The organism is Bradyrhizobium sp. U87765 SZCCT0048, from assembly GCF_018131225.1.
Classification (GTDB): Bacteria; Pseudomonadota; Alphaproteobacteria; order Rhizobiales; family Xanthobacteraceae; genus Bradyrhizobium_A.
On sequence record NZ_JAFCMM010000001.1, the window covers coordinates 389,016 to 409,504 of the forward strand.

At 65.1% G+C, this 20,489-nt stretch carries 16 protein-coding genes; 12 read left to right on the forward strand and 4 right to left on the reverse strand.

What is annotated here, in order from left to right; translation table 11 throughout:
* The first annotated feature begins 72 nt into the window (after positions 1-72).
* The 8 genes from tssB to JQ639_RS01655 all read left to right on the forward strand — a co-directional run bounded on the left by tssB (position 73) and on the right by JQ639_RS01655 (position 10,842).
* Entirely contained in the window at positions 73-603 is a 531-nt protein-coding gene (gene tssB, locus JQ639_RS01620) for a type VI secretion system contractile sheath small subunit (protein WP_211969772.1), read from the forward strand.
* Between the two features lie 18 nt (positions 604-621).
* Positions 622-2,124 (forward strand): type VI secretion system contractile sheath large subunit, encoded by a 1,503-nt coding sequence (gene tssC / locus JQ639_RS01625; protein WP_211969771.1) that lies wholly within the window; start codon positions 622-624, stop codon positions 2,122-2,124.
* A 52-nt stretch (positions 2,125-2,176) separates the two neighbouring features.
* On the forward strand, positions 2,177-2,662 hold the full coding sequence (locus tag JQ639_RS01630; protein ID WP_211969770.1) for an Hcp family type VI secretion system effector: 486 nt from the start codon (positions 2,177-2,179) through the stop codon (positions 2,660-2,662).
* Positions 2,663-2,884: 222 nt separating this feature from the next.
* Complete coding sequence (gene tssE / locus JQ639_RS01635) at positions 2,885-3,391, forward strand: type VI secretion system baseplate subunit TssE (protein WP_211969886.1); 507 nt, start codon at positions 2,885-2,887, stop codon at positions 3,389-3,391.
* A 91-nt stretch (positions 3,392-3,482) separates the two neighbouring features.
* Positions 3,483-5,450: a type VI secretion system baseplate subunit TssF gene (gene tssF / locus JQ639_RS01640; RefSeq protein WP_211969769.1), complete on the forward strand. Its 1,968-nt coding sequence runs from the start codon at positions 3,483-3,485 to the stop codon at positions 5,448-5,450.
* Positions 5,414-6,469, forward strand: coding sequence for a type VI secretion system baseplate subunit TssG (gene tssG / locus JQ639_RS01645; protein WP_211969885.1), 1,056 nt, complete (start codon positions 5,414-5,416; stop codon positions 6,467-6,469). The genes tssF and tssG overlap by 37 nt, the downstream gene beginning before the upstream one ends.
* Positions 6,470-6,610: 141 nt before the next feature.
* Positions 6,611-9,253 carry a type VI secretion system ATPase TssH gene (gene tssH, locus JQ639_RS01650; RefSeq protein WP_211969768.1) on the forward strand — a complete coding sequence of 881 codons (2,643 nt, stop codon included), beginning with the start codon at positions 6,611-6,613 and terminating at the stop codon, positions 9,251-9,253.
* Between the two features lie 23 nt (positions 9,254-9,276).
* Complete coding sequence (locus tag JQ639_RS01655) at positions 9,277-10,842, forward strand: methyltransferase regulatory domain-containing protein (RefSeq protein WP_211969767.1); 1,566 nt, start codon at positions 9,277-9,279, stop codon at positions 10,840-10,842.
* A 186-nt stretch (positions 10,843-11,028) separates the two neighbouring features.
* On the opposite strand, the gene JQ639_RS01665 is transcribed toward JQ639_RS01655, so the two are convergent.
* Together JQ639_RS01665 and JQ639_RS01670 are read right to left on the reverse strand one after the other, a co-directional pair.
* Complete coding sequence (locus JQ639_RS01665; protein ID WP_211969765.1) at positions 11,029-12,201, reverse strand: MFS transporter; 1,173 nt, start codon at positions 12,199-12,201, stop codon at positions 11,029-11,031.
* A complete protein-coding gene (locus tag JQ639_RS01670) occupies positions 12,198-12,392 on the reverse strand; it encodes a hypothetical protein (RefSeq protein ID WP_211969764.1) in 195 nt (64 codons plus the stop codon). The genes JQ639_RS01665 and JQ639_RS01670 overlap by 4 nt, the downstream gene beginning before the upstream one ends.
* A 116-nt stretch (positions 12,393-12,508) precedes the next feature.
* On the opposite strand from JQ639_RS01670, the gene JQ639_RS01675 reads away from it, so the two are divergent.
* On the forward strand, positions 12,509-13,474 hold the full coding sequence (locus tag JQ639_RS01675) for a LysR family transcriptional regulator (protein WP_211969763.1): 966 nt from the start codon (positions 12,509-12,511) through the stop codon (positions 13,472-13,474).
* A gap of 72 nt (positions 13,475-13,546) precedes the next feature.
* On the opposite strand, the gene JQ639_RS01680 is transcribed toward JQ639_RS01675, so the two are convergent.
* Entirely contained in the window at positions 13,547-15,169 is a 1,623-nt protein-coding gene (locus JQ639_RS01680) for an alpha-amylase family glycosyl hydrolase (RefSeq protein ID WP_211969762.1), read from the reverse strand.
* Between the two features lie 170 nt (positions 15,170-15,339).
* On the opposite strand from JQ639_RS01680, the gene JQ639_RS01685 reads away from it, so the two are divergent.
* Both JQ639_RS01685 and JQ639_RS01690 read left to right on the forward strand, forming a co-directional pair.
* Positions 15,340-16,086, forward strand: coding sequence for a haloacid dehalogenase type II (locus JQ639_RS01685; RefSeq protein WP_211969761.1), 747 nt, complete (start codon positions 15,340-15,342; stop codon positions 16,084-16,086).
* A gap of 97 nt (positions 16,087-16,183) precedes the next feature.
* A complete protein-coding gene (locus JQ639_RS01690; RefSeq protein WP_211969760.1) occupies positions 16,184-17,185 on the forward strand; it encodes an NAD(P)H-dependent flavin oxidoreductase in 1,002 nt (333 codons plus the stop codon).
* A 140-nt stretch (positions 17,186-17,325) separates the two neighbouring features.
* On the opposite strand, the gene JQ639_RS01695 is transcribed toward JQ639_RS01690, so the two are convergent.
* Positions 17,326-19,014 carry a methyl-accepting chemotaxis protein gene (locus tag JQ639_RS01695; protein WP_211969759.1) on the reverse strand — a complete coding sequence of 563 codons (1,689 nt, stop codon included), beginning with the start codon at positions 19,012-19,014 and terminating at the stop codon, positions 17,326-17,328.
* Positions 19,015-19,253: 239 nt separating this feature from the next.
* Between JQ639_RS01695 and JQ639_RS01700 the strand changes: the two genes are divergently transcribed.
* Positions 19,254-20,441, forward strand: a complete 1,188-nt coding sequence (locus JQ639_RS01700) for an acetyl-CoA C-acyltransferase (RefSeq protein ID WP_211969758.1) — start codon at positions 19,254-19,256, stop codon at positions 20,439-20,441.
* Positions 20,442-20,489: the final 48 nt, after the last annotated feature.

Sequence of the window (20,489 nt, forward strand, 5' to 3'; positions counted from 1 at the left end):
CTTGCCGACATCTCGCTGTCGGCGCGCGGTGCGGCAGACCTGATGACAGCCGTTTCATGACGAGGGCGAACAATGGCAACGGACAGCGGTCAGAAATTCATCCGGCGAAACCGCGCACCGCGCGTGCACATCACCTACGAAGACCCTTATGACGCCGAGCGGCTGGTCGAGCTGCCGTTCGTCATGGGCGTTCTGTCGGATCTCTCCGGCAACAATGCCGGCGTCGAGAAGGCAAAGGTGGAGGAGCGCAAGTTCCTGGAATTCGACATGGACAACTTCGACAACCGCATGGCGGCGATCCAGCCCGGCGTGACCATGCGCGTCGCCAACCGCCTCGGCGACGGCGAAGGGAACGAGAAGATGTCCGTCAACCTGCGCTTCGACAAGATCGCCGACTTCTCGCCCGTCGCCGTCGCGCGGCAGGTCCCGGCGACGGCGAAACTGCTGGAAGCCCGCGAACAGCTCGCGAACCTGCTGCGCTACATGGACGGCAAGGTCGCCGCCGAAGACCAGCTCAAGAAGCTTCTCAACGATCCACAGCTGATGGCTGCACTGCAGGAGCGCGCCTCCACCAGGACAGGCGATCCGGACAGCGAGCAGTAGGACAAGGGAACGGGGACCATGGCAAAAGACGCAATCCAGAAAGAGACCGCTGCCCAGGTCGGGACCGTCGAGGCCGACGAATTCTCGAGCCTGCTGAAGCAGAGCTTCAAGCCGCGCACCGAACGCGCGGCGACCGAGGTCGAGAACGCCGTATCGACCCTCGTGCGCGAGGCGCTGAAGGACACGACGGTCATCAAGTCCGATGTCCTCGACACCATCGAGGAGATGATTGCCCGGATCGACCAGAAGCTCTCGGCGCAGATGAACGAGATCCTGCACGCGCCGGAGTTCCAGGCCATCGAGAGCGCCTGGCGCGGCCTGCACTATCTGGTGTTCAATTCCGAGACCGACGCCACCCTCAAGATCCGGGTGATGAACGTCTCCAAGAACGAACTCTATCGTAACCTGCGCCTCTATCCGGATGCCCGCTGGGACCAGAGCCCGCTGTTCAAGCAGGTCTACGAGTATGAATTCGGCCAGCTCGGCGGCGAGCCGTTCGGCTGCCTGATCGGCGACTACTATTTCAGCCACGTGCCGACCGACGTGCAGCTGCTGCGCGATCTCAGCAAGATCGCCGGCGCCGCCCACGCGCCGTTCTTCGCCGGCGCGGAACCCACCCTGATGGGCATGGACTCGTGGACAGAACTCTCCAACCCTCGCGACATCGGCAAGGTGTTCGACACGCCTGAATACGCGGCCTGGAAAGGCCTGCGTGACCAGGACGACTCCCGCTATGTCGGCCTGTGCATGCCGCGCGTTCTCGGTCGCCTGCCCTATGGCGCCAAGTCAGAGCCGGTCGAGGAATTTGCCTTCGAGGAGGAAACCGACGGCCATACCGGCGACAAGTATGGCTGGATCAACGCCTCCTACGCCATGGCCGCCAACATCAACCGCGCCTTCAAGGAATTTGGCTGGTGTACCCGCATTCGCGGCGTTCAGTCGGGTGGCGAGGTCATCAACCTGCCGACCCATACCTTCCCGACTGATGACGGCGGCGTCGATCTCAAATGCCCGACCGAGATTGCCATCAGCGATCGCCGCGAGCACGAACTCGCCAAGGCCGGCCTGATTCCGCTGATCCATCGCAAGAACACCGACAAGGCGGCGTTCATTGGTGCGCAGTCGCTCTATAAGCCGAAGAAGTATTTTGGCGAAAAGGGCGTCGACGCCACCGCCTCCGATAACCTGTCGTCGCGCCTGCCTTACATGTTCGCGGTCTCGCGCTTTGCGCACTACCTCAAGTGCATGGTGCGCGACAAGATCGGTTCGATGAAGGAGAAGGACGAGCTGACGGTCTGGCTGCAGACCTGGATCAACGAATATGTCGATGCCAATCCGGCCATGTCGTCGGAAGCCCAGAAGGCCCGCAAGCCTCTGGCCGCCGCCAAGGTCGAGGTCATCGCAAATGAGGAGAACCCGGGCTACTACAACGCCCGCTTCTTCCTCCGCCCCCACTTTCAGCTGGAGGCAATGGACGTGGGCTTGAGTCTTGTTTCCCGGCTGCCGGGGCCGAGCACTTAAGGGGCGTAGAGTACGACCACCAAACCCATCGCGCATTGAAAGGTAACGTCTTATGTCCGTCGATATCTTCCTGAAGCTCGACAAGATCAAGGGCGAGTCCGAAGACTCCAAACACAAGGAGGAGATAGACATCCTCAGTTGGTCGTTTGGAGAAAGCCAGACCGGCTCCTTCCACAGCGGCTCCGGCGGCGGCGCCGGCAAGGTGAGCGTGCAGGACCTGCACTTCACTCACTGGGTGGACAAGTCCACCAGCGACCTGTTCCAGGCCTGCGCCAAGGGCACGCACATCGACAGCGGTCTGCTGACGGTGCGCAAGGCTGGCGAAAATCCGCTCGAGTACATGAAGATCTACATGAACGAGATCATTGTCAGCAGCGTCTCGACCGGTGGATCCCATGGTGACGAGCGGCTGGTCGAGAACGTCAGCCTGAACTTCCGCAAGTTCAAGGTGCAGTACACCTCCCAGACGTCCAAGGGCGCCGCAGGCGCGTCGCCGACCTTCGGCTGGGACATCGCCGCCAACAAGGAATGGGGTTGACGGCATCACCCACGCTGGAGCCGCCTCCCCGTCCGGATGCGGCTCCAGGCGTTCCGACCACGCAGAGCGCCGTCCGGCGCTCCGCCGCCCGCCGGGCGCGACAACGCAAGGACGATGCATCCCGGACGCGAACCGGTATTCCTCCGCCGCTTTCGCTCTGGCATCCACAGGGGACCTGAGGTGCCGATCACTCCAAAGAAGGACCGGCTGAGCCCGCCATTGATGCTTGCGTTCCGTGCCGCCCACGCCGCCCGCGACGCCCGCAGGAAGCTCGACCTGCGCGACGAGTTCGGCGAGCGGGTCATCGCCGGACGCCGCACGGCCGGCCGCTTTCCCATCTCGGAGGCGCTGCTGCGACGCGAGGTCGCGCGCGATCTCGAATCCCTGCTCAACACCATCGCTCTGGAATCGACCCAGGATCTGACCGGCCGCGACTGCGTGCGGACCTCGATTCTGAACTATGGCTTCCCGGACATCGCCCATCATTCGATCGACGAGGTCACCGACAACGAGCTCAGCGAGGAGCTGCGCCGCGTCCTGATGATCTACGAGCCGCGGCTAGACCGCCGCAGCATTCGCGTCCGCCGCGACAGCGCCATTGGCACCGAGCAGCTCAAGCTGCGTTTCCTGGTCAATGCGGACCTGCATTGCGAACCGCTGAACGTCCCCGTCGAATTCATCGCCGACGTCGATCTCGACAGCGGCGATATCCAGGTCAACCGGCTCTAGGGCCCTGATGGCTCGCGAACGCGTGCAGAGACAGCCGCACATGCTGCGTAGTTGCGAACCAGGACGCTAGGCCGGATGCAGGACGCGAGCCATGAATCGTGAATTTCTCGACTTCTACAACCGCGAACTGTCGCTGCTCTACGAGCAGGCCGGCGACTTCGCCGAGCAATATCCCGGCATCGCCGAGCGTCTCGGCGGCCTGATCCGCGACCGCTCCGATCCGATGATCACGGGGCTGCTGGAGGGGGCGGCCTTTCTTGCCGCCCGCGTTCAGCTCAAGCTCAAGCACGAGTTTCCCGAGTTCACGGCCAACCTGCTCGAGCAGCTCGTTCCCAACTATCTCGCGCCGACGCCATCGGCGATGCTGGTCAGGGCATTGCCGCCGTTCGCCGACGCGGCGCTGCGCGACGGCCGCCGGATTGCGCGCGGCGCCTACTTCGATGCTTCGTACCGCGAGCGCGAGCGCAGCCTCGCCTGCCGCTTCCGGCTGTGCCGCGACATCGTGCTGTGGCCGTTCGACATCACCGGCGCCGAATATTTCTCGACCGCCGGCGCATTGCAGGCACTCGGCGTGCCCGTTGGCGGCGATGTCGTCGCTGGCCTGCGCCTGTCGCTGACCCATCGCACCGCCGCGCGGCCTGACGAGGAGATGCCGGACAGCGAGGCCCGCGCCAAACCCGAAACCTGGTTCGCCGGCTGCCGGACCGCCGAGCTGCCGTTCTATCTCGGCGGAGCCGAGGCCGATGCGATCGCGCTTTACGAACAGTTGATCGCCAATGGCGCCGGCGTCTATTTCCGCTTCCTCGACGACTTCGGCGATCCCGTGGTGATCGCCGCGCCCATGGACTGCGTCCAGCAGATCGGCTTCCACGACAACGAGGCGCTGTTTCCCAACGACAACCGTGTTTTTCGCGGCTCCGAGCTGCTGCGGGAGTACTTCATGTTCCCGCGCAAGTTTCTCGGATTCAGCCTGACCGGACTGCGCGCCATCATGCCAAAGCTGCGCAGCAAGTCGGTCGACATCGTGTTCGCATTCGACGAGCACAATTCCCGCCTCGCCGCGTCCGTCCGGCCCGATACATTCAGCCTGTACACCGCACCTGCGATCAACCTGTTCGAGAAGACCAGCGACCGCATTCCCATCAAGTCGAACACCCATGAATACCATGTGGTGCCCGACCGCAGCCGTTATCTGGAATACGAGCCGCACCGCGTCCTGGACGTCTACGCCCACTTCCCGGCACAGAAGGACAAGCTGCCGGTCCGACCGCTCTATTCCGCCGCTGTCGATCGCACCGCGACCTCGGTCGACGGGCTGTATTACACGGTACGCCGCCTGCCACGCCGGCGCACGGTCGAGGAGAAGACCTACGGCACCGCTTCCGACTACACCGGCACCGACATGTTCCTGTCGCTGCTGGAGCCGGGCGAGCTCGGCGGCAGTGCTGCGGCCGCCGAACTCAGCGTCCGCGCATTGTGCTCTAACCGTCACCTCACCGAGCACCTGCCGGTCGGCCAGGGCGGCGCCGACTTCCGCCTGCTCGACGACACGTCGCTCGATCTCGTTTGCGTCGCCGGTCCGACCCGGCCGCGCGAGCCGGTGGTCTCGCAGATGCGCACCCGCAGCGAGATCGCCAGCATGGGCGTGATCACCTGGCGGTTGATCAATATGCTCAGTCTGAACTATCTCGGCCTGGTGGAGCGCGGCGCCGGCAAGAACGCCGCCGCGCTGCGCGAGATGCTGGCGCTGTTCGGCGACCAGTTCGACGATGCCACCGAACGCAAGATCCGTGGCGTGCGCAGCGTCGACAGCCGCCCCGTGGTCCGGCGGGTGCGCCAACGCACCGGCAGCGGCGCAGCGCGCGGCCAGGAGATCACCGTCGTCCTCGACGAAAAGGCGTTCGAGGGCAGCGGCGTGTTTCTGCTGGGCGCGGTGCTGGAGCGATTCTTCGCCGACTATGCCGGCTTCAACTATTTCACCCAGACCGTCGTCACCACGCCCGAGCGTGGCGAGATCATGCGCTGGCCGGCCCGCATGGGCACGCGGAGGCCGCTATGACCCTGATCGGGGACATGAAGGCCGAGCCGTGGCGCTTCGACTTCTTCCACGTGCTGCGCCAGCTCGAGCGCGGTCATCCGGGCCGGCCGCGGATCGGCGACAGCGCCGCGCGGCGCGACGAATACGTTGATCTCGGTCAGGACCCCTACCTCGAATTTCCGGCCTCCAACCTCAGCGCGGTCGACGACACCGGCGGCCGGCTGCGCATTCTCACCAAGTTTCTCGGGCTGCTCGGTCCGCAGGGCGCGTTGCCGCTCGCCACCACGGATGAGAGCCTCGGCTGGCTGCTGATGCGGGACGACGCGTTCCCGCGGTTTCTCGACCTCATCAACAACCGCTTTCTGCAGCTGTTCTTCCGCGCCTGGGCGGATGCACGGCCGATCGCCCAGCACGACCGGCCCGACCAGGACCGCTTCATCGCCTATATCGGCTCCGTCGCCGGCCTCGGCAGCGAGGTGTTCGCCGACCACGACACCGTGCCGGACATGGCCAAGCTCGCCTTCGCCGGCCTGATCGCCCCCAAAGCGAAGTGCGCCTCGCGGCTTGGCAGCCTGCTGCAGGGCCTGTTCGACGTCCGGGTCGAGATCGACGAATTCGTCGGCTCCTGGCTCGCCTTCGAGCCAGCCGATCGCAGCCGCCTCGGCCGCCGCCACGCCGGCCTCGGCAAGGACCTGCTGCTCGGCGCACGGGTGTTCAGCGTCGAGGACAAGATCCGGATCCGCATCTTCGTGCGGGATTTCGTCCAGTACGAGCAATTCCTGCCGACCGGAACGACCAACCTGTCGGAACCTCTGGCGGACGCGGTGTTCTTCTACGTCGGTGACGAGCTCGACTGGGAGGTGGAACTCGCCATTCCCGCGGGCGCGGTGGCGCCGGTGCGGCTCGGCCGCAGCGGGCGGCTCGGCTGGACCACCTGGGTCGCTCCCAACTGGACCGCAACCGAGGAGCACCGCTGCGATGCAAGGTTCAACCTGTCGGAACGCCTGAGGGCCCGCCGCGCGGCGACGCCGGCCGATTGAACCGGACGCCCCGCCCGATCGTCTCAACGTCATGGAAATCCGCCGGATTTCGATCGGTGGCAGGCGTCGGCGACAAATCTGCGAAAGCCCGCGATCCGCTGAAGCCAGATGATCTGCTGAAGCCAGCTCTGGGAGGGCGCCGTGACTGACATCAGCCTCGAAACCGTCACCGGCAAGCTCAACCGCGCCGGCTACGACGCCTTCATCCAGGCGCTGCGCCATGCCAAGAGCGCCGGCAATCGCAATGTCGAGCTGGCGCACTGGCTGTTTCACATCCTGCAGCAGGAACGCACCGACCTCAGCCTCACCGCCGACCACTACAAGCTCGATCGCGCGCGCCTGCTGTCCGACCTCGCCGGCGCCATCACCGGCTTCCGCAAGAACGAGACCGACATGCCGGGCATCGCCAATGGCGTCGTCGACATTCTCGACCGCGGCTGGCACTACGCCACGCTGTTCTTCGGCGAAGCGCAGATCCGCACCGGTCATCTCATCGTCGCCGGACTGAAATCGAACGACCTGCGACGCACCCTCGCCCACCTGTCGCAAGAATTCGCCAAGGTGAACGTCGACGCCCTGGCGGCGGAGCACCGCGCGATCTGGGCCGGCTCCGAGGAAGACAATCTGCGGCCGATGGACGGCTCAGGCCTCGCCGGCGCCGGTACCCCGGGCGCCGAGCAGGCCGCCGGCCCCAAGGGCACGACGCCGCTCGACCGCTACTCCCAGGACCTCACGGCGAAAGCGAAGTCCGGCGAGATGGATCCGATCCTCGGCCGCGACAACGAGATCCGCCAGCTCATCGACGTGCTGATGCGGCGGCGCCAGAACAACCCGATCCTTACCGGCGAGGCCGGCGTCGGCAAGACCGCCGTGGTCGAAGGCTTCGCCCAACGCATCGCAGCTGGCGATGTGCCGCCGCCGCTGCGTGGCGTCCGTCTGTGCGCGCTCGATATCGGCCTGATGCAGGCCGGCGCCTCGATGAAGGGCGAGTTCGAGCAGCGGCTGCGCTCGGTCATCGACGAGGTGCAGAGTTCGCCGACCCCGATCATCCTGTTCATCGACGAAGCCCACACCCTGATCGGCGCCGGCGGCGCGGCCGGCACCGGCGACGCCGCCAACCTGCTGAAGCCGCCGCTCGCCCGCGGCACGTTGCGCACCATCGCCGCGACCACCTGGGCCGAGTACCGCCAGTACATCGAAAAGGACCCGGCGCTGACCCGGCGCTTCCAGCCGATCAACGTCGACGAGCCCGACGTCGAGACCTGCTGCATCATGCTACGCGGCCTGATCGGCCCAATGGAAAAGCACCACGGCGTGCGCATCTCGGATGCTGCGATCGTGGCCGCCGTCAATCTCTCCCATCGCTACATCCCGGCACGCCAGTTGCCGGACAAGGCCGTGAGCCTGCTCGACACCGCTGCAGCGCGCGTGGCCATCAGCCAGAGCGCGACGCCTGCCCTGATCGAGGATGCGCGCGTTGCCATCGCGGCACGCGAGGCCGAACGGACGACCTTGGTCAGCGATGGCGACCTTGGCGTCGACGATGCCGAGCGCATCGCGGCCATCGACGGCGATATCGCCGGACTGAAAACCAGGCTCGCCGGCCTCGAGGCCGACTGGGCGACCGAACAGGCGCTGGTCACTGATATCCGCAGCCTGCGAGAGATCCTGGCCGATCCGAAGGACAGCGAGGATCCCGCCGCCAGACGCGCCGAGCTGCGTGGCAAGTTCGAAACGCTGGAGGGCATCACGCCCGACCGCCGCATGATCTATCCCCATGTCGACGAGCAGTCGGTGGCGTCCGTGGTGTCCGACTGGACCGGCATCCCGGTCGGCCGGATGGTCCGCGACGAGATCGAGACGGTGCTGAAGCTGCCGGAGATTCTCAACCGCCGGGTGGTCGGCCAGTCGCACGGTCTGTCGATGATCGCCAAGCGCATCGAAACCAGCCGCGCCAAACTCGACAATCCCTCCAAGCCGATCGGCGTGTTCATGCTCGCCGGCCCCTCCGGTGTCGGCAAGACCGAGACGGCGCTGGCGCTGGCCGAAGCGCTCTATGGCGGCGAGCAGAACATGATCGCCATCAACATGTCCGAGTTCCAGGAGGCCCACACCGTCTCGACCCTCAAGGGCGCGCCTCCCGGCTATGTCGGCTACGGCGAAGGCGGCCGGCTGACCGAGGCGGTGCGGCGCAAGCCCTACAGCGTCATCCTGCTGGACGAGGTCGAGAAGGCACACCCCGACGTCCACGAGATCTTCTTCCAGGTGTTCGACAAGGGCATCATGGAAGACGGCACCGGCCGCAAGATCGACTTCAAGAACACCCTGATCATTCTCACCACCAATGTCGGTACCGACCTGATCATGGGCCTGTCACGCGATCCCAGGTATCGCGACGATCCCGAGGAGCTGGCACGGTTGCTGCGGCCGGAACTGCTCAAGGTGTTCCCGCCGGCCTTGCTCGGCCGCATCGTCTCGATCCCGTATTTTCCGCTGTCCGGCGACATGCTGGCCGGCATCGTCCGCCTGCAGCTCGACCGCATCGGCCGGCGCATCCGCGACAACCACGACGCGGCGTTCAGCTACGACGACGCCGTCGTCGACCATATCGTGGCGCGCTGCAATGATCCCGATTCCGGCGGGCGCATGATCGACAACATCATCACCAACACCCTGCTGCCCGAGCTGTCGCGCGAGTTCCTCAACCGCTCGCTGGCGAAGGACGAGATCACCCAGGCGCGGGTCTCGATCGCCGACGACCGCTTCGCCTACGCCTGGCAGTAGCTGCCTTCAGAACGAGATCGCCGATGAACATCGCAGCCCCGATGCCCACGCTCTACGACGAGGTCTACTACCCCGGCCACGTCTACGAGCACACCCACCCCAACCTGCTCGGCACCATCGGCACGCTCTACGGCATGACGCCGGCATCGGTCGATCGTTGTCGCGTGCTGGAGCTCGGCTGCGGCGTCGGCGGCAACCTCTTGCCGATGGCGTTCCAGTATCCCGACAGCCGATTTGTCGGCATCGACCTCAGCGGCGTCACCATCGCCCGCGGACAGAGCAACGTCGCCACCCTCGGGCTGCGCAACATCGAGCTATTGCACCGCGACATCATGGACGTCGACGACGGCTTCGGCCAGTTCGACTACATCATCGCCCACGGCGTCTACTCATGGGTGCCGCCAGCCGTCCGGGTCAAGATGATGGAGATCTTCAAGCGCAATCTCGCCCCGCAGGGCATCTGCTACGTCAGCTACAACGCACACCCTTACTCGCACCTGCGCGACATGACCCGCGACATGATGCTGTACCATACCCGCGGCATCACCGACATGAAGCGCAAGACCGAGCAGGCCCGCGCCATCATGAAATTCCTCAGCGAAGGCTCCAAGGCCGATAGCGTGCACGGCGCCGTGATGCGCGATCACTACAACCGCGTGCGCCGCATGCCCGAGGAAGTGCTGTTCCACGACGACCTCAACGAGATCGCGACCGCGTTTCTGCTGCACCAGGTGGTCGACGAAGCTGGCCGCCATGGCCTGCAGTATCTCAGCGACGCGGACTTTTCCCGCCGTCACCTCGCCGGCTACTCCGACGAGGTCCGCAGCACTTTGCAACGCTTTCCCGACAGCGAGTTCATGGCGCGCGACCAGTACCAGGACTTCATCGACGGCAACGGCTTCCGCCGCACCCTGCTGTGCCACGACGGCGTGACGTTGCACCGGCGCTTCGCGCGCGACTTCGTCACGGCTTTCCATCTCCTGAGCACCATGAGCCCGGTCATCCCGGACGCATCGGTCCGCGACGACGCCCCGATGGAATTCCGGACCCACGAGGGCACGACCCTGACCGTTACCCAGCCGTTGCTGAAGGCCGCCCATCTCCATCTCGGCCGCTCCTGGCCGCGTGCGCTGGCGTTCGACGAACTTCTCGCCGGCGCCCGCGCACTGCGCGGCGGCTCCGCCACCGACGCGGACCGCGAGCTGCTGATCGACGCGATGTATGTGCTCGCGTGCAGCGGCGAAGTGACCTTCCTGACCGAACCGCCCTTCGTAGTCGCGGATGTCAGCGATCATCCGCGAGCGAGCCTGCTGGCGCGCTGGCAGGCCGGCACCGGACCTCTGGTCACCAATCTGCTGCACCAGACGGTGCGGCTGGAGGACGACCGCACCCGCCACTTTCTGCAATTGCTCGACGGCTCGCGCACCGTCGCGCAGATCGTCACCGAAATGACCGCCGCTTTCGGCTCCACGACGGAGATCGAGCGCAGCGAGAACGGTCAGCCGATCGAGCCGCTCCTGCTGTCGACCAGCGATGGCGTCGCCCGCTCGCTCGCCATGGTCGGCAAGCTCGGACTGCTGGTCGGCTAGGACGCGGATTCATCTGGGCGTAGCCATAACCTGATTGAAACGAGGTCAACGAGAGCAAAGTCGCTGGCAGCAAGCCAGCCATAACGCGTCGCCCCACTCCGACATTGTTTGAACCTGTTGAAGAGCCGCTCGCCCCGGTTGCGAGCGCGAGAGAAGGCTGAATCGTAAATCTCAATCGGCACGACCTCACCTTACGCCACGCCAACATCCTATGAAGGCGATCACAATGGGAACCACCCCCAGCGCACATACGGCAAACCATCCGCCCAGCGACCAGGAGACGCCGACGAGCATCGACATCACCGCGCCCCCGGAAAACATGGCGACCTGATAAATCGCGTTCAGACGTGTCCGAATCCCGGCATCGAGACCATAGAGGATGGTCCGGCTCGAGATGTCCACGATGGTCACGCTGATGTCCAGGACGATGAGCCCCACCGCCATCCCGGCCAGATGTCCCTCGAAGACCGCCAACAGCACCCACGCGCTCACCATCCCCGCAAGTGCCGCTCGCCGAGTGGCATGTGGTCCGGATCGATCGACCGCTCGCCCAAACATTGGCGCGGCGCTTGCTGCGCCTGCCGCGACGAATGCGACCAGGCCGATGGCTTGCGGTGTCCAGCCGAACGCCGGACTTTGCAGATAGAGCGTCACTCCCAGCCAGAATACAATGAACGAACCATAGCTGAGAGCCTGGCATATCGCGGCGACGCGAAGTTCAGGGACGGTGCGCAGCAAATGCACCAGGGAGCCGATAAGCTCTCGATAAGGCACTCTGCCTGAAGAAGGCTTCGCTGATTCAGGCCGAACAATGCGAACGAGGAAGAACAGCTGCATCGTCATCATGCCGGCAGCGCCCCAATAAACCGCACGCCAGCCGAAATGCGTCCCGATAAAGCCTGATGCGGTCCGAGCGAGCAGGATTCCAATGATGATGCCACGCGTCAGAATCCCCGTGACATGGCCGAGCCGCGAAGCCGGCACACGCAGGCTGGCATAGGGCGGCAGAATATAGGGCGTGATGCCGAACAATCCGATCAACAGGGAAGCCGTCGCGACAGTATGGATCGATCTGCTTGTGGCGAACAGAACGAGCGATGCGATCTGAATCGGGATGACCGTCAGGAGCAATCGGCGCGCCGAGATGATGTCCGCGAGGGGCAACAGGAATGCCAGCCCGCACGCCAGACCGATCTGGCTCAGGCCAGGCAGGATTCCAACGAGGCCACTGGAAATAGAAAGCGCCCCGCCCACTTCAACGAGCAGTGGTTGAATGTAGTAAGCATTCGCCACTGCGATCGCCGAGACGGCCGCGAGCAAGCCGACAGCGCGATCGCTGAGGACTGTCACGCTCTTCATTTGCAAGCCCGTCCTTCGGTGTTATGCGCCTGCTCATCCGCGCCCAAAGCACCGCCAGGCTTTTCGCTGTCGCTGAAACGATGCTGATCCACACCGGTTTGCGCGACATGCACCGTCGGGCCATTCGCCTTCTGGAAGGAATGCTCGATTGGGATCGCAGCCTCGACGGAGCGATATCGAATTGCAGCCATTCGCAATCGTAGGCCGATCGGATACTTGCTATTAGCTCAGCAATCGCGCATGAAGCCTGAAGCAAAACTTCAAAGTGGGTCAATTGCGACAGAAAAACCCCCTCGAAGGCGTGGCCGTGTTTGTCGCTGTGGCCGAAGCTGGCAGCTTTTCCGAAGCAGCGAGGCGGCTCGGCATCTCGCCATCCGCCGCCAGTCAGGCGATCCGCAGTCTCGAGGAGCGGCTCGGCACACCGCTTTTGCGCCGCTCGACCCGCAGCTTGAGTTTGACGGACGTTGGAACCGACTATCTCCTCGCGGCTGCTCCTGCCCTGTCGCAATTGAGGCGAGCCGCGGAAGTGGCGGCGGGACGGGGCGGACGGCCAACCGGCCCTTTGCGCCTCACCATGCCGCGCGCGCCCTTCGACCTGCTCATTGCTGCAGCTCTGGCGGCTTTCCAGGAAGCCTATCCTGACGTGGATCTCGAGATCGCGGTCGAAGCGCGCATGATTGACATCGTCAAGCAGGGTTTCGACGCAGGATTGCGCTATGGTAATTTCGTCGAGAAGGACATGGTAGCCGTCCCGGTCGCGCCGAGCTCTGAAGCGGTTCTCGTCGCTTCACCTGCCTACCTTCATGCTCGATCGATCCCAAAGCTTCCAAGCGATCTGCTCGATCACCGTGCCGTGATGTGCCGCAGCCAGATCACCGGCTTGATTAAGCCATGGATCCTGCAATCCGCCGGCGAGACCGTACAGATCGCCCCGCCGGCCGCAACGATCGTTCACGATCTCGCCTCCCAGATCGAACTGACTGTGAGGGGGCTTGGAATTGTCAGCGCGCCGGCTGCAAGCGTGTCCGATCTTCTCGACGCTGGAAAATTGTCAAGGATCCTGCCCACATGGTCTTCTCCGCTGGAGGCGCTCTATCTCTACTTTCCGAGCCGTCGTCACCAATCAGCGGCATTACGCGCATTCGTCGCGTTTCTCAAAGGCCGCTCCTATCTTCCCCTCAACCTGCGCAACGGACACGTGAGAGAAAACCTGGATGCGTGGGATGAAACCCCATCAAGCCCGGAATCAAATCGCAACTCGGCCTCGATCTGATCAAACCCAAGCCTGGATGCGGCGGGGCACGGCCCCCGCCGCATCATGCTGATGTGTTGATGGGTACGCGGCCTAGATCGCAGTCGGCGCCAGATCCAGCACCATTCCCTCCGCGCCGCGCAGGTTCAGCCTGTCGCCGGCAACCTCCGCCGCCCGGTCCATCATAGTGGAGAGCATGATCGTTGCCCCCGCAGCCGACGACGGCAACGCTATCGTCACCGGACGATCCGAGAAGTTCAGCACCACCAGCATCCGGCGGCCGCCATGGCCGCGCCAATACGCCAGCACGTCGGCTTCGCCGCTTGGCCACTCCTCATAGTCGCCGAGACTAAGTTCCGCCCTCGCCCGGCGCAGCGCGATCAGAGCGCCATAGAGCGCCAGCATCGAGCTGCTGTCGGACCGTTCGACAGCGACATTGCGGCTGGCAAAATCGTCGGTCAGCGGCAACCAGGGCTCACCGGCCGTGAAGCCGGCGTGCGCCGAACCGTCCCACTGCATCGGCGTACGGCAGCCATCGCGACCGACGCCATAGCCCGGCACGTTGGTCTCAAAAGGATCGCGCACCTGCTCCGGCGCGATCGGCACCTGCGGCAGGCCAATCTCATCGCCATAGTACATCGTCGGCGTGCCGCGCAGCGTCAGCAGCAGCATGGCCGCGACGCGCGCCTGCGCCGGGCCGACACGTCCGGCGATCCGAACGCGGTCATGATTGCCGAGCACCCAGTTCGGCCATGCGCCGGACGGCAGCAACGCCTCATAGCGTGCAATGAGATCGCCGACAGCGCGCGCCGACCACGGCGTCGAGATCAGCGCGAAGTTGAACGGTAGATGCGCCCCTTTCAGTCCGGCGCCATAATAGGCGACGAGCTTCTCCGGCGGCAGATAGATTTCGCCGATCAGGACGCGATCGTCGAACGCCTCCATCACCTGCCGCAGTTCGGCAACCACGTCGTGGACATCGGGCCGATCCGTCGAGTACAGCGGCAGCAGCCGCTCGTAGGGCTGGCGGTCGGGCGTGTAGTCGGGATTGAGCGGATTGTCGCGGAAGTCCGCGTCCTTGACCAGGTGCCACATCACGTCGACGCGAAAGCCGTCGACGCCGCGCCGCAGCCAGAACCGCATCACGTCGGCGATCGCCTGCCGCACCTGCGGATTGCGCCAGTTGAGGTCCGGCTGGGCACTGAGGAAGGCGTGGTAATAGTGCTGCCCCGTCGCGGCATCGAACGTCCAGGCGCTGCCGCCAAACTCGGACGTCCAGTTGTTGGGCGGACCGCCGTCGGGCTGCCCGTCCCGCCAGATGTACCAGTCGCGCTTTCGGCTGTCGCGCGAGCCGCGGCTCTCCACGAACCATGGGTGCTGATCGGAAGTATGATTGGGCACGAGATCGAGCACGACCTTCAATCCGAGACCGTGCGCGGCGGTGACCAGCGCATCGAAATCGGCGAGCGAGCCGAACAGCGGATCGATATCCGTGTAGTCGGAAATGTCATAGCCGAAGTCGACCATCGGCGAGGTGAAGATCGGCGACAGCCACAGCGCGTCGACGCCGAGATCGACCAGATAGTGCAGCCGCGCGATCACGCCACGAAGGTCGCCGATGCCATCACCATCGCCATCCTGAAACGACCGCGGATACACCTGGTAGAGAATCCCGGATTGCCACCAGGGCGCGTGCGGGGATACGGATGGGGCCATCGGCTGCAGGGTCCGGACAAGTAGTGCGTTGCACGGTGTTGTAGCCTGTTTCGCCAGCCTGTTGCCTGCCTGATCGCGGGGTGTTGGAATGCGGGAACAAGTGACCAGCTGACACAAGACGGTCATCTGGCGCCCCGGTAAGCCTCGCGCCGACAGCGAAGGGGATCGACATGACGACCAAAGCCGTGGTCTTCGATGCCTATGGCACCCTCTACGACATTCAGTCGGTGGCCGCGGTCACCGAGCACGCGTTCCCAGGCTATGGCGACATCATTACCCAGGTCTGGCGCCTGAAGCAGCTCGAATACACCTGGCTGCGTTCGCTGATGCGGCGCTACGCGGATTTCTCCGTGGTCACCCGCCAGTCGCTCGCCTTCACGCTGCGGGTGCTGGGACTGCCCGACAGCGGCGACGCGTTCGAGCGCATCATGGACAAGTACCTGCATCTCGATCTCTATCCCGACGCCCGGCCCGCGCTCGCCGCGCTGAAAGGCCATCGGTTGGCGATACTGTCCAACGGCAGCCGCGACATGCTCGATCCGCTGGTTCGCCACAGCGGCCTCGACACCGTGCTCGATGCGACGCTGAGCGTCGAGACGACGGCAACCTTCAAACCCAGCCCCGAAGCCTACGCACTGGTCGAGGACAGGCTCGGCGTCGCACCGGCCGACGTGCTGTTCGTGTCGTCCAATCCGTTCGACGTCTGCGGCGCCAAGGCGTTCGGCTTCAGGGTGGCCTGGATCGAGCGGGTCAGGCCGGACATCCTCGCCGCCGCTCTCGCCGACCGCGGCCACATCGCCCCGCTGACGCTCTTCCGCATCCTGCGCACCCAGATGGACGAACTCGATGCCGCACCGGACCACCGCGTCCAGTCGCTGGCTGAGCTCGCAGCCCTGGCCCGCGACGGGGCGCCTTGACGGCGCCCGCGCGCGATGCGCACAATCGCAATAAGTTCCTTTTCAGAACTAATTAGAGCCGAATAATCAACGATCGAGGGATCACCAGGAGAACGGCATGAAGACACGCATCACCGAACTTTTCGGCATCGCGCACCCGATCATCCAGGGCGGCATGCACTTCGTCGGCTTCGCCGAACTCGCCGCCGCGGTATCGAATGCCGGCGGCCTCGGCATCATCACGGGCCTGACGCAGAAGACCCCCGAGCTGCTCGCCAGGGAAATCGCGCGCTGCCGCGGCATGACCGATAAGCCGTTCGGGGTCAATCTCACCTTCCTGCCGACGTTCGCCAAGCCGCCCTATCCGGAATACATCGCCGCGATCAAGGAAGGCGGCGTAAAGATCGTCGAGACCGCCGGCCGCAGCCCCGAGCAGTACATGCCAGCGCTCAAGGAGGCCGGCATCAAGGTGATTCACAAATGCACCTCGGTGCGCCACTCGCTCAAGGCCGAGAGCATCGGCTGCGACGCGGTCAGTGTCGACGGCTTCGAGTGCGGCGGCCACCCCGGCGAAGACGACATCCCCAACATGATCCTGCTGCCGCGCGCGGCCGAGGAGCTCAAGATTCCGTTCGTCGCGTCGGGCGGCATGGCCGATGCCCGCAGCCTGGTCGCGGCGCTGGCGATGGGCGCCGAAGGCATGAACATGGGCACGCGCTTCATCGCCACCAGGGAAGCGCCCGTCCATGACAACGTCAAGAAGGCGCTGGTGGCGGCCACCGAACTCGACACCCGCCTGATCATGCGCGCCCTGCGCAACACCGAGCGGGTGCTGCGCAACGCCAATGTCGACCGCCTGCTCGAGATCGAGCGCGACAAAGGCGCCGCCCTCAAGATCGACGACATCATCGACCAGGTCGCAGGCGTCTACCCCAAGGTCATGATCGACGGCGACATGGACGCCGGCGCGTGGAGCTGCGGCATGGTCGCCGGCCTGATCCACGACGTGCCGACCGTCAAGGAGCTGATCGACCGCATCATGGCCGAGGCGGACGAGATCATCCTCGGACGCCTTGCCGGCTTCCTCGGCCAGCCCGCGCGCTCCGCCAAGGTCGCCTGATCACCGGCAGCCCGGTCACCGTCGCGGCGCGGCCGGACCACCAACAAGAAAAGCCTCGCAGGGGCATTCCCTGCGAGGCTTTGTCGTTCGTGGTGTCCGCGAAAGATTCGAACGGCGTGTTTTGCCACCGATCGACGCGATCAGGCCGCACGCACCTTGCTCAGGAAGTCGTCGACCGCAGAGCGCAGCATGCCGGCCTGCTGGTCAAGCTCCCGCGCGCCGCGCAGCACCTCGGTGGCAGCAGAACCGGTCGCCGACGCGGCCTGGCTGACACCACCGATATGACCGGTGATGTCGCTCGAGCCCTGTGCCGCCGCCTGGATGTTGCGAGCGATCTCGCGGGTGGCGGCGCCCTGCTCTTCCACCGCCGAGGAGATCGTCACGGCGATCTCGCTCATCCTGCCGATGGTGCCGGCGATGCCGTTGATCGCGGCGACTGCCTGACCGGTGGTCGCCTGCATGTTGGTCACCTGGGCCGAAATTTCTTCGGTCGCCTTGGCGGTCTGTGTTGCCAGCGCCTTCACCTCGGAAGCCACCACCGCGAAGCCGCGGCCCGCCTCGCCAGCGCGCGCCGCCTCGATGGTGGCATTGAGCGCCAGCAGATTGGTCTGTTCCGCGATCGTCTGGATCAGTTGCACCACGGCGCCGATTTTCTCGGCACCGCCGGACAGCTGCTGCACTGTCGAATTGGTCTGCTCGGCCTCGGCGACGGCGCGCCGCGCGATCTCGTTCGACTGCGACACCTGCCGCGAGATTTCCGCCACGGACGCGGACAGTTCCTCGGCTGCGGCCGCGACCGTCTGGACGTTGCCGAGCGCCTTCTCCGATACCTCGGTCACGGTCACCGCGCGCTGGCTGGCATCACCGGCCGTCGCGGTCATGGATTCCGCCGCGGTCTGCATGTCCACCGCGGAGGTCGCGACCGAGCGCACGACACCGTTGACGCTGTGCTCGAAGCCATCGGCGAGCGCGACCATCGCCGCACGCCGTTCGGCGGCGGCCTGCTGCTGCACCTCGGCCTCCTTCTGCTCGAGACCGCGGATGCGCAACGCATTGTCCTTGAACACCTGCACGGTCCTGGCCATCGCACCGACCTCGTCACGGCGCGTCGTTCCCGGAATTTCGGTCTCCAGGCTGCCGTCAGCAAGCTGCCGCATGCTGTTGCCAAGCCGGCCGAGCGGCCCGGTGATGCTGCGCGCCGTCAACACCGCCACGATGCCGGTGATGCAGGCGATCGCAAGCATCGCAAGACCGAGCGACCACACGATCGGCTTCAGCTTGGTGTCGAGGTCGTCGAGATAGGCACCGGTACCGACGACAATGTCCCAGCCGGGAATGGCCACCGCATAGGACAGCTTGCGGACCGGCTCGGTCTCGCCCGGCTTGACGTATTCATAGCGCAGCGTCACCTCGCCCTTGGCGAGCGCGCCATCCCGCAGCTCGCGGGTCAGCGCGCGACCGTTGGTCTTTTCGTCGAGACGATTGACGCCGATCTGCTTCGGGTTCGGCGAGGCCAGCGTCACGCCTTCGCGGGTGAAGGCAAACAGATAGCCGTTGCCGTTGTCGTACGTCATGACCTGGGCACGACGCGCGAACTCCTGGATCGCAGCGTCCTTGCTGAGCTGGCCGGCCTCGACCTGCTTCTGCAATCCGAGCGCTACGTTCTTCGCCACGTCAACGATGGCGTGTGTCTGCTCCACCCGGTCATTGAGAATGACGCCGCTCATCAGCCGTCCGGCTTCGATTCCAGCCGCTCCCAGCCCGAGCAGCGCGATCACCACCAGTCCTCCCAGTTTCGCAGCAATCGGGAGGTTCTCGAACAGCTTCATGGACGTCTCCGGTTGGAATGGAACGAGAAAATCAAAGCTTCAAGCCGGAGCATCGTACCGTCGACTCATTAGGGGTGTCTTAATCACGTCGATGTCGTGCGGACGACAAAACGCGCAGCCTTACCGGCATACACAGATCGCATCTCTGCCCTGCCGCGATTGCAATCAGAGGGCGCACGTCATAGCATTATAACTATCATTCCATGTCGCGATGGCCGCGACGTTCCGGGAGCGTCTCCATGTCAGATCCGATTGTCATCGTCTCCGCCGTGCGCACGCCGCTCGGCCGCTTCCAGGGCGAATTGTCGCCGCTTGGCGCGCCGAAGCTCGGCGCCCATGTCATCGGTGCCGCCCTCGAACGCGCCGGACTCGCCCCCGAGCGCGTCGACGAGGTGCTGATGGGCTGCGTGCTGCCCGCAGGCCAGGGCCAGGCGCCGGCACGCCAGGCGGCCCGCGGCGCGAAACTGCCGGATGCAACCGGCGCGACCACCGTCAACAAGGTGTGCGGCTCGGGCATGAAAGCGACCATGCTGGCGCACGATATCCTCGCCGCAGGCTCCGCGCAGTTCGTCGTCGCCGGCGGCATGGAGAGCATGTCGAACGCGCCGTATCTGCTGGCCAAGGCGCGCGGCGGCTACCGCGTCGGGCACGATCGCATCATCGACCACATGCTGATGGATGGCCTCGAGGATGCCTATGAGAGCGGCCGCTCCATGGGCGACTTCGGCGAAGCCACCGCCGAAGCCTATCAGTTCACGCGCAAGGATCAGGACGACTATGCAGTGGAAACGCTGACCCGCGCCCGCAAGGCGGTCGAGAGCGGCGCGTTCAAGGCAGAGATCGCACCGGTCGTGCTTGCCGAGAAGGCCGGCCCGCGCACCATCGCCAATGACGAGCATCCGCTGAAAGTCGACCCGGCCAAGATCCCCAACCTCAAGCCCGCCTTCCGCGCCAACGGCACCATCACTCCGGCCGCCTCGTCGGCCAATGCCGATGGCGCGGCCGCGCTGGTGCTCACGCGGCGGTCACTGGCGGAACGCAGCGGCCTGCCGATCCTTGCCGAGATCAAGGGCCATGCGACCCATAGCCAGGAGCCGCAGTGGTTCACCACCGCGCCGATCCCGGCGATCCGCAAGCTGCTCGAGCGCACCGGCTGGAGCGTCGGCGACGTCGACCTGTTCGAGATCAACGAGGCCTTCGCCGTGGTGCCGATGGCCGCGGCCCGCGATCTCGCCATCCCCCGCGACAAGCTCAACATCAACGGCGGCGCCTGCGCGCTCGGCCATCCGATCGGCGCCACCGGCGCACGGCTGATCGTCACGCTGCTGCATGCGATGGCCAACAACGACCTGCGGCGCGGCATTGCCTCGCTGTGCATCGGCGGCGGCGAAGCAACCGCGATCGCCATCGAGCGCGTCGCACACTGACGCCCGCTCCTCGCTCATCAGCCCCCGCCATGGCGGGGGCTTTTGCAT

Bases quoted from the DNA above. Each gene is read 5' to 3' on its own strand.
- tssB (WP_211969772.1), top strand. From the start codon at position 73: ATGGCAACGGACAGCGGTCAGAAATTCATCCGGCGAAACCGCGCACCG.
- tssC (WP_211969771.1), top strand. From the start codon at position 622: ATGGCAAAAGACGCAATCCAGAAAGAGACCGCTGCCCAGGTCGGGACC.
- JQ639_RS01630 (WP_211969770.1), top strand. From the start codon at position 2,177: ATGTCCGTCGATATCTTCCTGAAGCTCGACAAGATCAAGGGCGAGTCC.
- tssE (WP_211969886.1), top strand. From the start codon at position 2,885: ATGCTTGCGTTCCGTGCCGCCCACGCCGCCCGCGACGCCCGCAGGAAG.
- tssF (WP_211969769.1), top strand. From the start codon at position 3,483: ATGAATCGTGAATTTCTCGACTTCTACAACCGCGAACTGTCGCTGCTC.
- JQ639_RS01655 (WP_211969767.1), top strand. From the start codon at position 9,277: ATGAACATCGCAGCCCCGATGCCCACGCTCTACGACGAGGTCTACTAC.
- JQ639_RS01665 (WP_211969765.1), bottom strand. From the start codon at position 12,201: ATGAAGAGCGTGACAGTCCTCAGCGATCGCGCTGTCGGCTTGCTCGCG.
- JQ639_RS01670 (WP_211969764.1), bottom strand. From the start codon at position 12,392: ATGGCTGCAATTCGATATCGCTCCGTCGAGGCTGCGATCCCAATCGAG.
- JQ639_RS01680 (WP_211969762.1), bottom strand. From the start codon at position 15,169: ATGGCCCCATCCGTATCCCCGCACGCGCCCTGGTGGCAATCCGGGATT.
- JQ639_RS01685 (WP_211969761.1), top strand. From the start codon at position 15,340: ATGACGACCAAAGCCGTGGTCTTCGATGCCTATGGCACCCTCTACGAC.
- JQ639_RS01690 (WP_211969760.1), top strand. From the start codon at position 16,184: ATGAAGACACGCATCACCGAACTTTTCGGCATCGCGCACCCGATCATC.
- JQ639_RS01695 (WP_211969759.1), bottom strand. From the start codon at position 19,014: ATGAAGCTGTTCGAGAACCTCCCGATTGCTGCGAAACTGGGAGGACTG.
- JQ639_RS01700 (WP_211969758.1), top strand. From the start codon at position 19,254: ATGTCAGATCCGATTGTCATCGTCTCCGCCGTGCGCACGCCGCTCGGC.